This window comes from Massilia sp. MP_M2 (assembly GCF_039123635.1).
Taxonomy (GTDB): domain Bacteria; phylum Pseudomonadota; class Gammaproteobacteria; order Burkholderiales; family Burkholderiaceae_D; genus Telluria.
On sequence record NZ_JBCHJF010000003.1, the window covers coordinates 42,747 to 57,555 of the forward strand.

Consider the following 14,809-nt stretch of genomic DNA (forward strand, 5'->3'; position numbering starts at 1 on the left):
CCTTTCCGAACGAGCGTTCTGTACAGTGCAGCAAGGCAATGGCATATTTGCGTGGCGGGCCTATGCCACGCGACAATAAAATAATATGGAGACACAATGAACAAAAGCCTTATTGCCGCCCTGCTCGGCGCGACCTTCGCAAGCACCGCCCTGGCCCAGACCAGCGTCCAGATCTACGGCATTGCCGACGCCGGCGTGATGTGGCAAAAAGGCGGCCCAGCCAAGATCTATAGCGGCGGTGCCGACGGCTCACGCCTCGGCCTGCGCGGCTCCGAAGATCTGGGCAATGGCTACAAGGCGATTTTCAATCTTGAAGCACGGGTGGAGCTCGACACCGGTTCGCAGCAGCCGACGCTGATGAACGACAATCCGGGCCGCTACCTGCTGCGCGGCATGGAGCGCATCCCGGTCGCGATCCGCGACCGTCTGCAAGCGGCCATCCAGCCGCCGGGCGGCCCTGCCGTCAACCAGGAAAAAGCGCTGTTTGACCGCACCTCGATGGTCGGCCTGATCACCCCGATCGGCGCCGTGCTGCTGGGCCGCATGTACACGCCTGGCTACGAAGTGTTCAATATGGCCGATGCGTTTGAATCGGGCACCGCCGGCACCTGGGGCCACATCACGGGCGGCACCGCCGGCTTTACCGCACTGGGCGCGGATATCCGCTCGCAGGAAGCCATCCAGTACCGCATCGCGCTGCCGAATGGCCTGGGCGGCTCGGTCATGTACGGCGCGCGCAACTCCGGCTATCTCGGTCGCTACAACAAGTTCCGCGCCGGCGCGATGACGTACAAGGCCAACGGCTTCGACGTCGGTGTCGGCTACAACCATGGCTACGACCAGCAGAACCGGCCGAGCCTGCGCACGCTGACCGTCGGCGGCTCCTACGCGCTGGGCGAGAGCTGGAAGTTCTTCGCCGGCTTCCACAGCCAGCGCAACGAGAATTCGGCCCTGATCCCCGACTACCTGAATGGCTGGGATCAAGCCGTGGCACCAGCGCTGACCGCGCAAGGTATTCCACTGCCGAACCAGCTGGCGCTGCGCGGCATCTTCGCCAACGCGATCTCGGCCAACACGAAGCAGGACGCCAACAGCTATCAGGTCGGCGTCCACTACAAGATCGGCAACGGCCGCATCGTCGCGTCGTACGCGCACCAGAACGACCGCACCACGTCCAACAGCGATGCCAATCTGTATGCCGTCGGCTACAACTATTATCTGTCCAAGCGTACCGACCTGTACACGGCGCTGGCGTTCATCAAGAACGACAACGAAGCGCAGTATTCGCCAGGCACCTCGGGCAATCCGGGCGGCTTTACCGAAGCGCCGGGCGCCGATGGCCGCGCCTTGCAAATGGGTATCCGTCACCGCTTCTGACCGCACCCGCGTTCATGCAAAGACGCCTGCGGGCGTCTTTTTTGTTCTCCGGTGCAATGCCCAGCGTCGGTTAAAATGATTCGATCCATTTCAATACCCTATTCCCCCATGAGCACTGCACCACTGGACGCCAGTACCGTCGCGCAATACCTGACCGATCATCCGGAGTTTTTCCAGGAGCAAGCCGGCCTGCTGGGTGACGTGAAACTGTCGAGCCCACTGACCGGCCGCGCCGTGTCGCTCCAGGAACGCCAGATGGAAGTCATGCGCGACAAATACCGCGCCCTCGAGCTGCGCCTCGCCGACCTGTCGCGCCGCGCCGAAGAAAACGCTGGCATCGCCAACCGCTTCCACGCCTGGACCCAGTCCCTCTTGGTCTCGAAGGGTGGCGCTGCGATGGCGCGTGACCTGACCGAGGGCTTGCGCACCCACTTCACGGTGCCGCAAGTGACGTTGCGCCTGTGGCATGTAACACCGGACCATGCCGCTGCCTGGTTCGCCAGCAATGTCTCGGACGATGCACGTATCTTCGCCAACAGCCTGCGCGCGCCGTACTGCGGCCCGAACAATGATTTCGAAGCGGTGCGCTGGCTGGACGACGCCGCATCGATCCGCTCGACGGTCATGCTGCCCCTCGGTGCGCCGGGCCAGAGCTTTGGCCTGCTGGTGCTCGGTTCGCCCGATCCGGCGCGCTTCACCACCGCGATGGCAACCGATTTCCTGGTCCACATCGCCGCCACCGCCACCACCGCCCTGGCGCCGCTGCGCGCTTGACCAGCATGGACGCGCGCGATCCGTCATCCGATTGGGCCGCGCGCTACCTTGGCGAACTGGCCACCCAGCGCCAGTTGTCGCCGCACACGATCGCCGCCTACCGGCGCGACCTGCTTGAGCTGGCCGGGCTGGCCGGCCACAGCGACTGGGCCCGGCTGGTCCACGCCGACATCCGCCGCTTTGCCGGCAAGCTGCATGCCGGTGGCCAGTCCGCGCGCACCATTGCGCGCAAGCTCTCCGGCTGGCGCGGCTTTTATGAATGGCTGTCGCACCAGACGACGCTTGCTGCCAATCCGGTCGACGGCGTACGCGCCCCGAAGCGCGCGCAGAGCCTGCCGAAGGCGCTCGCGGTCGACGACGCGGTGCATTTGATGGAAGCAAACCAGCGCGGCCACCTCGAGCCGTTCGAGCTGTGCAATCACGCGATGTTCGAACTGCTCTATTCGAGCGGCCTGCGCGTGTCGGAACTGGCGGGCCTGGACGTGGCCTGGCAGGATGCGCGCGGCGGTCAGCCGGGCTCGCTGGGCTGGCTCGACCTGCAGGCGGGCGAAGTGGTGGTGACCGGCAAAGGCAACAAGATGCGCCGGGTGCCGGTCGGCGGCCCGGCGCGCGAGGCGCTGGCGCGCTGGCTCGCGGTGCGCCCTGCCGCCCGCGACGGGGGCGCCGCGCTGTTCCTGTCGGCGCGCGACACCCGCATCACGCCGCGCGTCGTGCAAACCCGCCTGAAGCAGCACGCGCTGCGCGCCGGCAGGCCGGTGCACGTGCATCCGCACGTACTGCGCCATTCGTTCGCGTCGCACCTGCTGCAATCGTCGGGCGACCTGCGCGCGGTGCAGGAACTGCTGGGCCACGCCAGCATCACGTCCACCCAAATCTATACAGCACTGGACTTTCAGCACTTATCAAAAGTGTACGACGCGGCGCACCCGCGGGCGAAAGCCAAGCCGGAATCTTGAGGCGGCGTCTTCAACTGGCCTCTTAAAGCAGGCCGAACAACGCGGCCTTGACCACGGCGGCGGTCTTGTTGGCCGCGCCCAGCTTGAGCAGGGCATTGGCGACGTGAAAGTTGACGGTCCGCTCCGATAGGCTGAGGATGGTGCCAGCCTCGCTCGAGGTCTTGCCATCGGCCATCCAGCGCAACACTTCGGCTTCCCGCGCGCTGAGCGCCAGCACCGGCGCACCCGGCGCTGGCCGCTGCAACCGGGCCAGGCCCTGATGCGCCGCATGCGCCAGCCACGACATATTGGCTTCGCTCTGGTCCAGCTCGGCTTCGGACAGCGCATCGTGCGAGCGCGCCAGCGTCAGCATGCCGACGCAGCCGTCCGGTGTACGCGACGCCTGCGCCCAGCCCACCTGCAAACCATGGCCACGCGCGTCTTCCCACAGCGGGCGCGCCTGCGCGAATACCGACTCGCTCCACAACAGCGGCAATAGCGATGCAGCACCATGCCGGACCGTGGGGTCATGCCCGAGATAACCCTGGTCGGCATAGCGCGCCTGCCATGCATCCGGGTAATTGTTCAGCATCACGGTCGACGGTTTCGACAGCGGCATCGGCTTGCGCATGCCATAGGCGCAATAGTCGAAACCCAGTTCGCGCGCCGCGCCGGCGACGACTGCGAACAGGCCATCGGCATCCACGGCCCGTCCCATTGCTTCCAGATGACGGACACGCCATTGCGCCATCGATTCGTTTGCCACTGATTCCCCCAGCCCGCTGCCCGACTGACATATTTGACAGTACCGGTGTCTTGCCGCATTTCTTAGAATATTGCTTCCCATCCAATTGTCGCCGCATGCAGACAGGATGACAACGCATTTGATGGAGTCACCATGGTCTACCTGTCCCGCACCGTCGGTGCCGTCCTGCTGGCACTGAGCACGTTTGCCGGCGCGCAAACGCCTGCTGCCATGCCAAAGGACGCACCGGAGGTGCTGGACGTCGGCCCGTACCGGGTGCAGCTGGCCAGCGTGGGCGCTGGTCCCTATACCGTCATTTTCGAGTCAGGCTTCGGGCGCGATCTGAATGTATGGCGCGATGTGGCGCCGCAGGTGGCCAGGTCGAACAAGGTGATCACGTACTCGCGCGCCGGCCATGGCAGCTCGGAGGCGCGCCCCGGGACGCCGACCGTGGCCAGCCGTACCGATGAACTGGAACAAGTGATCGCCGCGGCAGGCTTGCGCCCGCCCTTCGTGCTGGTGGGCCATTCCTACGGCGGCTTCCTGATTCGCAGCTACGCCGCACGTCATCCGGCCCAGATCGCCGGCATGGTGTTCGTCGACCCCAGCGACGAGCACCAGAACACTGAACTGCGCAAGCTGGATGCTGCCGCGGTCGACAACGATGCCCGCCTGCTGGTGCAATACATGCCGCCCAAGTTCCAGGCCGAACTGGGCCAGGTGCAGGCGATCCTCGACAGCGGCCAGCTGCCCTTGGCCGGTTTGTTGCCGGATGTGCCGGTCGTGGTGCTCACGTCCGTGCAGCGTCGCGAGCAGCCACAACTCTTCCTGGAAACCCCGGCAGCCGTCGACGTCTGGCGCGACCTGCATGCACGCTTCTTTCGCGGCTTCAGGCGCGGCAGCCACGTGGTGACGCCCGATAGCGGCCACAACATCCACCAGGAACAACCGCAGCTCGTGATTGCCGCGATTGCCCAAGTCATTGCCGCTGCCGACACCGCGCGCGCGCACGACGCGGTGGACAAGAAGTAGCCCCCCTGCCGATCAGGCCAGAAGTTCCCCCATGGTTCGAACGCGATCAGCACGCGACACGCTAGATGGTGAGGTTGCAAGAATTGCGGCATAATCGCCCGGTTCTTTTGTCCAACCTTGATGTCAACCACGAGTAGCGAACCAATGGACCTGATCCCCAGCACCATCCTCACCGGCTTTCTCGGCGCGGGCAAGACCACCCTGCTCAACCGCATCCTGCAGGAAGACCACGGCATGCGCATCGCCGTCATCGAGAATGAATTCGGTGAAGAAAACATCGACAACGAAATCCTGGTGCAGGACGCCGGCGAGCAGATCATCGAGATGAACAACGGCTGCATCTGCTGCACCGTGCGTGGCGACCTGATCGAGGCACTCAACAGCCTGGCAAGGAAACGCGCCGCTGGCGAGATCCACTTTGATCGCGTCGTCATCGAAACGACGGGCCTGGCCAATCCGGGCCCGGTGGCCCAGACCTTCTTCGTCGATGAAGAAGTTGGCGCCCACTACCTGCTCGACGCCGTCGTTACCGTGGTCGACGCCCGCCATGCGATGGAACAATTGACCGCGCATGAGGAAGCCCAGCGCCAGGTTGGCTTTGCCGACAAGATCCTGCTGTCCAAGACCGATCTGGTCGATGCCGCCGCCGTCGATGCGCTCAAGGCGCGCCTGCAGCGCATCAATCCGCGCGCGTCGATCGCCACGAGCGACTTCGGCCGCGCCCCGATCGCCGACGTGCTCGACCTGCGCGGCTTCAACCTGAACGACAAGCTGGACATCGATCCCGATTTCCTGCGTGTCGACGGCGAAGACGAGCACGATCACGACCATGATCACAAGCACGAGCATGGCGCCGATTGCGGCCACGACCACGTGCACGATGCGTCGTGCAGCCACGACCACCATCACAGCCACCACAGCGACGACATCGCCGCGTTCGTGTTCAAGAGCGAGCGCGCATTCGACCCGGAACGCCTGGAACAATTCCTCGGCAGCCTGGTCCAGGTTTTCGGCCCGCAAATGCTGCGCTACAAGGGCGTGTTGCGGATGGATGGCGTGGATCGCAAGGTCGTGTTCCAGGGCGTGCATCAGATCATGGGAAGCGACGTGGGACCGAAATGGGCGGAGAATGAATCGCCCGCCACCAAGATGGTCTTTATTGGTAAAAATTTACCAAAAGACGTATTTATCCGCGGACTGGAACAATGTTTGGTATAAACTGCATCAGTTTGACTGGCCAAGCAAGCATGTCCGGCGCCATGCGTCGCCAGTGTGCCAGGCCGGGCCGCACGGACCGCCACGACGCGCTTCAAACAGCCAGTGGTGAACCGCCCTTGCCGCCCATGCGGCGCGGACGGAGATAGGATGGCGTACCGTCGCCATCAAGGCAGCTTGCCAGCATGCACCCTTTTGTGCGGTGTTACTGATGGGCAAGCTGATAAAATGCAAACCCCTGTCGTATCGAAGGCATCATGACTAAAACAACGAAACAGAATTCCGCCCAGCCCGACGACCGTATCATTACGGAAGACGAGATTCGCGCGATGGGCGAAGGCGACTACATGAACGCGGCCCAGCTGGCATTCTTCAAGAGCCGCCTGCAGGAACTCGAGCGCGAACTGCTCAAGAACGCCGGCGAAACCACGGAACACCTGCGCGAAACCGTGCTGGTTCCCGATCCGGCCGACCGCGCAACCATCGAAGAAGAACATGCGCTCGAACTGCGCACCCGCGACCGCGAGCGCAAGCTGCTCAAGAAAGTCCAGCAATCGATCCAGTCGATCGACGGCGGCGAATACGGCTGGTGCGAAGAAACCGGCGAGCCAATCGGCATTCCGCGCCTGATCGCCCGCCCTACCGCCACGCTGTCGCTGGAAGCCCAGCAGCGTCGCGAACTCAAGCAGAAGCTGTACGGCGACTGATTGATGCGCGTGCTGAACAGTGATTCAGCACCGGCCAAAAAGCATGCGACCCGTCGCATGCTTTTTTTGTTTGCAGACATCATTTCCTGATGTTTGTAACGACGCATGACAGCCGCCATCCTTTCCATGGGCGCACGCTACAATGACTCGAAACCATACGACTATTTCCTTTCGGATACACTGGCGCCCGGCCACGTGTGCACAGCATACGTCGCAAAGGTCCGTGCTAAGGTCATGGTGGACACGTTATCGAGACAACGGTGAGCATGGGGCTTTTTTCCTTCCTGAAGAAAAAGAACGATGCGGTGGCCGCGCCCAGCTGGCCGCCACCCGAGTCGCGCCTGCGCAGCGAACCATCACGCCTGGCGTCTGATGCCGAGCGCGAGCGCCAGCGTGAAATCGCCCGCGCCACCGCCGCCAAGATCGACGAAATTGAACTCGAATTCGCGTCCGACATGTTCGACGACGAGCCGGCCTGGGACAGTGCCCGCCGTCCCGCCAACGGCGTCACGGCGGCGACCGCGCCCGATCCTGAGGACATCCCCGACCAGGCGGCTGCGCCCGCCAGCGCCCCGGCGGTCGACGAAAGCGCCATCCTGTACGCCAACGGCCAGAGTGCCACTGCCGAACAATTGCTGCGTGAATCGCTCGCGACGCTGGGCCGCCATGAACGCCTGCCATGGTGGATGCTGTTCGATCTGTACCAGGCCGACGGCCGCGAAGAAGCGTTCGAAAGCGTCGCCATCGATTACGCCAGCCACTTCGAAACCTCGCCGCCCACCTGGAAGCCACTCCCACCCGCCTCGATCGCCAGCCAGCCGGCGCAGGGCGTGGCCACCGTCGAAGCCTTCGACACGCTGCTCGATGCAAGCGTTGCGCCCAGCCTGCGGCGCGTGCTCGACGCGCCGGCGCCGAACGTGCGGCTCGATTTCGGCAAGGTGCGCAGCATCGACGCGGACGGTGCCGACTGCCTGCTGGCCGCGCTGCAGACGCTGCGCGCGAGCAACCGCGGCCTGGTGCTCGCCGGAGCCGACACGCTGATCACGACGCTGCGTCCGATGCTCGTCATCGGCAAGCGCGGGGCCAGCCCGGCGCCATGGCTGCTATTGCTCGAACTGCTGCTGCTGACCAACCGCGAAAAAGACTTCGAAGAAGCGGCGATGGATTACTGCGTCACCTACGAAGTCTCGCCACCCTCGTTCGAAGCGCCCCGCCACGTCTCGACGGCCGCACCGGCCCCGAGCCACGGCGACCGCTTCATGTTGCCAGCCGTGATCACCAGCCTGGACCCGGCATTGATGGGGGCCATCGAGGCCTACGCCGCAGAGCGCGACACGCTCGTGCTCGACTGCTCGCGGCTGGCGCGCATCGACTACGCCGGCGCCGGCAGCCTGCTGGCGCGGCTCGACGCGCAGGCCGCAGCAGGCCGCACGGTCGAGCTGCGCGAACTGAACCATCTCGTGGCCGCCCTGCTGCGGCTGCTGGGCGCCGGCGCCGGCGTGCGGCTACATCCCCACCGCTACTGACGCTGCAACGCCCCGGCTTTGGTGGCGCATCCGGATTTCCCGTTCGAATAATCTTGCAATCCCGCGCACGGTCCCCACCTGCTGATGGCCAGACAATCACGAGGTAAAAATGGAACAATTTCACGGTACAACCATCGTCAGCGTACGCCGCGGCAATCAGGTCGCGCTCGGCGGCGATGGGCAGGTCACGCTCGGCAACGTCGTCATGAAGGGCTCGGCCCGCAAGGTGCGCAAGCTGTATCAGGGCAAGGTCCTGTGCGGTTTCGCTGGCGGCACCGCCGACGCCTTCACGCTGCTCGATCGGTTCGAGGGCAAACTTGAAAAGCACCAGGGCAACCTGCTGCGCGCCTCGGTCGAGCTGGCCAAGGACTGGCGCACCGACCGCGTGCTGCGCCGCCTGGAAGCCATGCTGCTCGTGGCCGACCGCGAGACGACCCTGATCATCACCGGCAACGGCGACGTGCTCGAACCGGAAGACGGCATCGGCGCAATCGGCTCCGGTGGCATCTATGCGCAGTCGGCCGCCAAGGCCCTGTACGAGAACACCGACATGGCACCTGCCGAAGTCATCAAGAAGGCGCTGACCATCGCGGGCGAGCTGTGCATCTACACGAATATGTCCCACATCATCGAGACCCTGGACTGATATGAACAGCTTCATGAACATGACCCCACCCGAAATCGTCTCTGAGCTGGACAAGCACGTCGTCGGCCAGGGCAAGGCCAAGAAGGCCGTCGCGATCGCGCTGCGTAACCGCTGGCGCCGCCAGCAGGTCGAAGAACCGCTGCGCCACGAAATCACGCCGAAGAACATCCTGATGATCGGCCCGACAGGCGTCGGCAAGACCGAGATCGCGCGCCGCCTGGCCAAGCTGGCCGATGCGCCGTTCATCAAGATCGAGGCGACCAAGTTTACCGAGGTCGGCTATGTCGGGCGCGACGTCGACACGATCATCCGCGACCTGATCGACATCGGCATCAAGCAGACCCGTGCCAGCGAAGCCAAAAAAGTGCGTCAGCGCGCCGAAGACGCGGCCGAAGACCGCATCATCGACATCCTGGTGCCGCCGGCGCGCGACTTCGGCTTCAACACCGCCAATACGCCGGATAGCAAGGAAGGCGACGCCACGCGCCAGACCTTCCGCAAGCGCCTGCGCGAAGGCGCGCTCGACGATCGTGAAATCGAGATCGAGGTGTCGGATGCTGCGCCGCAGATGGACATCATGGCACCGCCGGGCATGGAAGAAATGACCGAGCAGATCAAGTCGATGTTCGCCGGCGCCAACAATGCGCGCAAGAAGCCGCGCAAGCTCAAGATCCAGGAAGCCATGAAAATCCTGATCGACGAAGAAGCCGGCAAGCTCCTCAACGAAGACGAGCTCAAGCAAAAGGCAATCACCAACGTCGAGCAGAACGGCATCGTGTTCCTCGACGAGATCGACAAGATCGCGACCCGCTCCGAGAATGGCGGCGCCGATGTCTCGCGCGCAGGCGTGCAGCGCGACCTGCTGCCACTGGTCGAGGGCACGACGGTCAACACCAAGTACGGGATGATCAAGACCGACCACATCCTGTTCATCGCGTCGGGCGCGTTCCACCTCGCCAAGCCGTCGGACCTGATCCCCGAGTTGCAGGGTCGCTTCCCGATCCGCGTCGAGCTCGAATCGCTGTCGATCGAAGATTTCAAGAGCATCCTGACGTCGACCCACGCCAGCCTGACCAAGCAGTACCAGGCGCTGCTGGCCACCGAGGGCGTGCAGGTCGAGTTCCTGGACGAAGGCATCCATCGCCTTGCCGAGATCGCGTTTTCGGTCAACGAGCGTACCGAGAACATCGGCGCGCGCCGCCTGTACACGGTGATGGAAAAGCTGCTCGAGGAAATCTCGTTCACCGCCGGTGCTGAAAAAGACCAGGTGGTGCGGATCGACGCGGCCTTTGTCAACGATCGGCTCGACGCGCTGGCGGTCAACGAAGACCTGTCACGCTACGTGCTGTAATTTTCTTGCGGGAAGGCGGCATGGCAAACAAGGCATTGGCGACGCGGCAGAAAATGCGGTTGCGGATCGAACCGTCGCAGCAAGCGGGCAAGCCGCGCAATCCCATCGCCGCGCTGGCCAAGGCGCGCGCCGCCGGCCCGCATGCCAAGCCGCTCTCGAGCGAGCGCACTGCTGCCAAGCAGGCGCTCAGGAAGGTCAAGCTGGTGGCCGGTGACGACGACTGAACCGGCGCTAAGTATGCTGTGCATACACTCTTTGCGGACACCTCGGTGTCCGTTTTTTTGGGTCAGCGGCGCACCATTGGCCGTACGCGCCTTGTCCACACCGTGATTCGACGTTACAGTCAGCCGTTGTCATTTTCCCTGGATTGTCCATGAGTTCACCCGATCTGATCCTCGACGCCCTGCGCATGCGCTTGCGCGCCGCCGGCATCACGTATAAAACGCTGTCCGAGCGCATTGGCGTGAGCGAATCGAGCGTCAAGCGCATGTTCGGGCAAAAAGACATGGCGCTGTCGCGCCTGGCGGAGATTTGCCAGGCTACCGGCATCGGGCTGGAAGACCTGCTGCGCGGCGCGATCGAGGCGCGGCCCCAGCTCGATGCGCTGAGCCTGACGCAGGAGCGCTCGATCGTTGCCAACCCACGCCTGCTGCTGATGGCGATCTGTTGTCTGGGCCACTGGAGCATTGAACAGATCATCGAGACCTACGACCTGACCGAGGCCGAATGCATCACGCTGCTCGCCGAGCTCGACCGGCTGGGCCTGATCGAACTGAAACCGCTGAACCGCTATCTGCTGCGGGTATCGAATGCATTTCGCTGGTTGCCGGATGGCCCGGTGCAGCATTTCTTCCGTGAGAACGTCGTGAGCGATTACTTCTCGGGCCGCTTCGACGGCGCTGGCGAAGCCCTGCTGTGCCTGCCGGCGCGGCTGTCGCCGGCCAGTGCGCTCGAACTGTCGCTGAAGATCGACCAGCTGGCGGCAGAGCTGGCGCGGCTGCACCGCAACGACCGGCGCCTGCCGGCCGACGAGCGCAAGGGGCATACGCTGCTGCTGGGCTTCAGGTCGTGGGAACTGGCGGCATTTACAGCATTGCGGCGCTGAGTGGCTACGGCTGCAGTTACGGCCAGGTGCTTTTGAGTGACCGGGCCGCCAACATGCCAGTGATTACATCACCGGCCGCTCTTCGTTCATCGGCTGTGCGTTCGGTGGCATCTGCGGCTGACCTTGCTGGCCCGGATTGTCTTGCTCGGGCGGTGGATCCCGGGGCTGGCCCTGCATCCCCTGTTGATTGGCATTCGGCGGTACGCTTTGCATCATCGGCGGCGCACTGACTACACCCGGCGCCATTTGCGGTTCCATCATCGGCTGCTGCGGCACCGCGCGCGGCACTGGCTGACTGATCGCATTCGACTGGCCGGCATCGGGCGCCAGCTCGACCCGCTTCATGACGCCGCTGTCAGACAACATCACATAGCGCCGATGCACTTCGGCCACCACCACGCCCGGCGCGATCTCGCGGCCGATGCGCACCGCTTTCGGCGGCGAACCGTCGGCCACCAGGATCACGGCGCTGTTGGCGCCGGCCGAGACCACACCCGTTAATTGGAAGCTCGAAATTGCGACCGTCGGCTGCCCGCCGAACAGCGTGGCCGCGGCCTCGGGACTCGGTGCGGGCTGGGTCGCCATGGGCGCCGCGGCCAGCGGACGCTGCTCGGGCTTGTACAGCTGCAGCACCCAATAGGCGATGGATACCGCCAGCACGAGCAGGACCAGCAGGTTCAAATAAAGGGGCAAACGCTTGTTCATGGTGTCTTTCGCATCTGGGTCATTGGCATCGCTGCGCGATTGTCTTATTGCACCAGCTGATTGATTTCGATGATCGGCATGAGCACTGCCAGCACGATCAGCAGCACGACCAGGCCCATCGCCAGGATCAGCACCGGCTCAAGCAGACCGGCGATGGTCAGCGTGCGGCGCTCGAGATCGGCCTGCTGCGAATTGGCAGCGCGCTCGAGCATGGCCGGCAGTTCGCCGGTGATTTCGCCGGCGCGGATCATGTGCACGAGCATCGGTGGAAACAGTTTTTGCGCCGACAGCGCGCGCGCCAGGCTCACGCCTTCGCGCACGCTGGCCGTGGCCTGCTCGACCAGTTCGGCCATCGCCACGTTCGACAGCGTCTCGCGGCTGGTGTCGAGCGCGCGCAGGATCGGCACGCCCGAGCCGGTGGTGATTGCCAGCGTGCTGGCAAAGCGCGCGGTATTCAGGCTGCGCTCGAACTTGCCGTAGATAGGCGCGGTCAGCAGCCATGTGTGCCAGCGGCGCTTGAGCACGGGATTGCGCAGCGCGCGCCGCCACAGCCAGAACGCGCCGGCGATCAGGATGCCGACATAGATGCCATACGCGCGCACGAAGTCGGACACGGCCAGCATCACGACGGTGAGGAACGGCAGCTTTTGCTTGGTGTTGGCAAACACCGAGACGATCTGCGGCACCACATAGGTGAGCAGGAAGATCACGATCGCGAACGCGACCACGGTCACGATCGCCGGATACGTGAATGCCAGGCGCACCTTTTGCACGAGGGCGTTGCGGCGCTCGATGTAATCGGCCAGACGCGAGAGCACGCGCGAGAGTTGACCGATCTGCTCGCCCGAGCCGACCAGGGCCCGGTAAATCTCGGCGAAGTCGCGCGGGTGGTGCGTCAGGGCGGTGGAGAAGGCCGAGCCGCCGATGACTTCGGCGCGGATCGACGCGACCAGATCGCGCACGTACGGGCGCTCGGCCTGTTCGAGCAAGGCGGTAAAGGCTTGCTCGAGCGGCAGCCCGGCCTCCAGCAGGCTGGCCAGCTGGCGCGTAAACAGGGCCAGTTCGTTTTGCGACAGACGCTCGCCGATGCCGCGCGAGCGGGCCACGCCGGCGGCGTCGAGCTGGGCCGCAATGGCTTCGACGCTCAGTGGCGTCAGGCCCTGCGCGCGCAGATCGGCGCGCGCAGCGCGCGGGCTGTCGGCGTTGACCACGCCCTTGCGCGTGGCGCCCGCGTTGTCGACCGCCTCGTAACGAAATGCCGGCATCGGTTAGTCCTTGGTCACGCGCACGATTTCGGCCCGTGTGGTGGTGCCGTCGAGCAACCAGCGTTCGCCGTCGTCGCGCATGGTCTTCATGCCCACGCCCAGCGCGGCGACGCGGATGTCGGCTTCAGACGCGCGGTTGTGGATCTGGGCGCGGATCTGGTCAGTGGTCTCGAGCAGCTCGTAGACGCCGACGCGGCCGTGGTAGCCGGTGTGGCCGCAGCGCTCGCAACCGACCGCGTGCCAGGTGGTGCCGTCGAAGGTCTTGCACTGCGAGCAGAGTTTGCGCACGAGGCGCTGGGCCATCACGCCCAGCAGCGACGAAGACAGCAGGAACGGCTCGATGCCCATGTCAAGCAGGCGTGTTACGGCCGAGGCCGCATCGTTGGTGTGCAGCGTGGCCAATACCAGGTGACCGGTGAGCGACGCCTGGACGGCGATCTGCGCCGTTTCCAGGTCGCGGATCTCGCCGATCATGATGATGTCAGGATCTTGCCGCAGGATGGCGCGCAGGGCTTTTGCGAACGTCATGTCGATGCGCGCATTGACCTGGGTCTGGCCGACGCCGTTCAGGTCGTACTCGATCGGGTCTTCGACCGTCATGATGTTGGCGGTCGCCGCGTTCAGGCGCGACAGCGCCGCGTACAGCGTGGTGGTCTTGCCGGAACCGGTCGGGCCCGTGACCAGCACGATGCCGTGCGGCTGGTTGATCAGGCGGTCGAACTGCGGCAGCAGGTCGCTGGCCATGCCCAGGTGCGACAAATCGAGGCGCCCTGCCTCTTTGTCGAGCAGACGCAGCACGGCGCGCTCGCCGTGGCCGGTCGGCAGCGTCGAGACGCGCACGTCGACTGGTTTGCCGCCCACGCGCAGCGTGATGCGGCCATCTTGCGGCAGGCGTTTTTCGGCGATGTCGAGCTGCGACATGATCTTGATACGCGAGATCAGCGATGCGTGAATGGCCTTTTTTGGCCGCACGATATCGCGCAGCGCGCCGTCGATGCGAAAGCGCACGACCGACGTCTGCTCGAACGGCTCGATGTGGATATCGGACGCGCCTTCGCGCAGCGACTGCGTGAGCAGCGCATTGATCATGCGGATCACGGGCGCGTCGTCGGACGATTCGAGCAGGTCTTCGATCGCGGGGACATCCTGCAGCAGCTTGGTCAGATCGAGGTCGGCATCGAATTCGTCGACGACCTGCGACGCGTCGTTGCCACCGCCGGCATACGCGCCGGCGATAACCGTGTCGAGCTCGTCCTTGTCCATGCGGCGCAGCTGGATGCGACCGAAGCGGCGCGACACTTCGGCGATGGCGGCCGGCGCGGTCGCGCTGGAGACCAGCACTTCGACGCTCTGGCCCGGTTCGCCAGTGCCGCGCGCCAGGACGACGTGGTCACGGGCGAACGCGTAGGGCAAGAGATTGGTCATC

The 14,809-nt window shown here is 64.6% G+C and carries 15 protein-coding genes; 11 read left to right on the plus strand and 4 right to left on the minus strand.

All coding sequences use genetic code 11. The features are described 5' to 3' along the window. The first annotated feature begins 96 nt into the window (after window positions 1–96). From RCH14_RS07880 to RCH14_RS07890, 3 genes are all read left to right on the plus strand, one after another. Window positions 97–1,377 carry a porin gene (locus RCH14_RS07880; RefSeq protein ID WP_343025590.1) on the plus strand — a complete coding sequence of 427 codons (1,281 nt, stop codon included), beginning with the start codon at window positions 97–99 and terminating at the stop codon, window positions 1,375–1,377. Window positions 1,378–1,485: 108 nt separating this feature from the next. Then, a complete protein-coding gene (locus RCH14_RS07885) occupies window positions 1,486–2,151 on the plus strand; it encodes a DUF484 family protein (protein WP_343025591.1) in 666 nt (221 codons plus the stop codon). A 5-nt stretch (window positions 2,152–2,156) separates the two neighbouring features. Further along, entirely contained in the window at window positions 2,157–3,107 is a 951-nt protein-coding gene (locus tag RCH14_RS07890; RefSeq protein WP_343026022.1) for a tyrosine recombinase XerC, read from the plus strand. Window positions 3,108–3,129: 22 nt separating this feature from the next. On the opposite strand, the gene RCH14_RS07895 is transcribed toward RCH14_RS07890, so the two are convergent. Next, window positions 3,130–3,852, minus strand: coding sequence for an autoinducer binding domain-containing protein (locus RCH14_RS07895; protein ID WP_343025592.1), 723 nt, complete (start codon window positions 3,850–3,852; stop codon window positions 3,130–3,132). A 132-nt stretch (window positions 3,853–3,984) separates the two neighbouring features. Between RCH14_RS07895 and RCH14_RS07900 the strand changes: the two genes are divergently transcribed. From RCH14_RS07900 to RCH14_RS07935, 8 genes are all read left to right on the plus strand, one after another. Then, on the plus strand, window positions 3,985–4,863 hold the full coding sequence (locus tag RCH14_RS07900) for an alpha/beta hydrolase (protein WP_343025593.1): 879 nt from the start codon (window positions 3,985–3,987) through the stop codon (window positions 4,861–4,863). Window positions 4,864–5,007: 144 nt separating this feature from the next. Further along, entirely contained in the window at window positions 5,008–6,081 is a 1,074-nt protein-coding gene (locus tag RCH14_RS07905) for a GTP-binding protein (protein ID WP_343025594.1), read from the plus strand. Between the two features lie 254 nt (window positions 6,082–6,335). Then, complete coding sequence (dksA, locus tag RCH14_RS07910; RefSeq protein WP_343025595.1) at window positions 6,336–6,785, plus strand: RNA polymerase-binding protein DksA; 450 nt, start codon at window positions 6,336–6,338, stop codon at window positions 6,783–6,785. A gap of 266 nt (window positions 6,786–7,051) precedes the next feature. Next, a complete protein-coding gene (locus RCH14_RS07915; RefSeq protein WP_343025596.1) occupies window positions 7,052–8,311 on the plus strand; it encodes an STAS domain-containing protein in 1,260 nt (419 codons plus the stop codon). Window positions 8,312–8,420: 109 nt separating this feature from the next. Further along, window positions 8,421–8,957: an ATP-dependent protease subunit HslV gene (hslV, locus tag RCH14_RS07920; RefSeq protein ID WP_343025597.1), complete on the plus strand. Its 537-nt coding sequence runs from the start codon at window positions 8,421–8,423 to the stop codon at window positions 8,955–8,957. A 13-nt stretch (window positions 8,958–8,970) separates the two neighbouring features. Continuing rightward, window positions 8,971–10,308 (plus strand): ATP-dependent protease ATPase subunit HslU, encoded by a 1,338-nt coding sequence (gene hslU / locus RCH14_RS07925; protein ID WP_343025598.1) that lies wholly within the window; start codon window positions 8,971–8,973, stop codon window positions 10,306–10,308. 20 nt (window positions 10,309–10,328) lie between these two features. Continuing rightward, the gene (locus tag RCH14_RS07930) at window positions 10,329–10,532 is read left to right on the plus strand and encodes a hypothetical protein (protein ID WP_183554541.1); all 204 of its coding nucleotides are present in this window, start codon (window positions 10,329–10,331) and stop codon (window positions 10,530–10,532) included. A gap of 149 nt (window positions 10,533–10,681) precedes the next feature. Then, window positions 10,682–11,413 (plus strand): helix-turn-helix transcriptional regulator, encoded by a 732-nt coding sequence (locus tag RCH14_RS07935; protein ID WP_343025599.1) that lies wholly within the window; start codon window positions 10,682–10,684, stop codon window positions 11,411–11,413. Window positions 11,414–11,476: 63 nt separating this feature from the next. On the opposite strand, the gene RCH14_RS07940 is transcribed toward RCH14_RS07935, so the two are convergent. Genes RCH14_RS07940 through gspE form a run of 3 tightly spaced genes read right to left on the minus strand, consistent with a single transcriptional unit; the run spans window position 11,477 to window position 14,808 of the window. Beyond that, the gene (locus RCH14_RS07940) at window positions 11,477–12,118 is read right to left on the minus strand and encodes a hypothetical protein (RefSeq protein ID WP_343025600.1); all 642 of its coding nucleotides are present in this window, start codon (window positions 12,116–12,118) and stop codon (window positions 11,477–11,479) included. A 44-nt stretch (window positions 12,119–12,162) separates the two neighbouring features. Further along, the gene (gene gspF / locus RCH14_RS07945; RefSeq protein ID WP_183554547.1) at window positions 12,163–13,383 is read right to left on the minus strand and encodes a type II secretion system inner membrane protein GspF; all 1,221 of its coding nucleotides are present in this window, start codon (window positions 13,381–13,383) and stop codon (window positions 12,163–12,165) included. A 3-nt stretch (window positions 13,384–13,386) separates the two neighbouring features. Then, window positions 13,387–14,808: a type II secretion system ATPase GspE gene (gene gspE, locus RCH14_RS07950; protein ID WP_343025601.1), complete on the minus strand. Its 1,422-nt coding sequence runs from the start codon at window positions 14,806–14,808 to the stop codon at window positions 13,387–13,389. Window position 14,809: the final 1 nt, after the last annotated feature.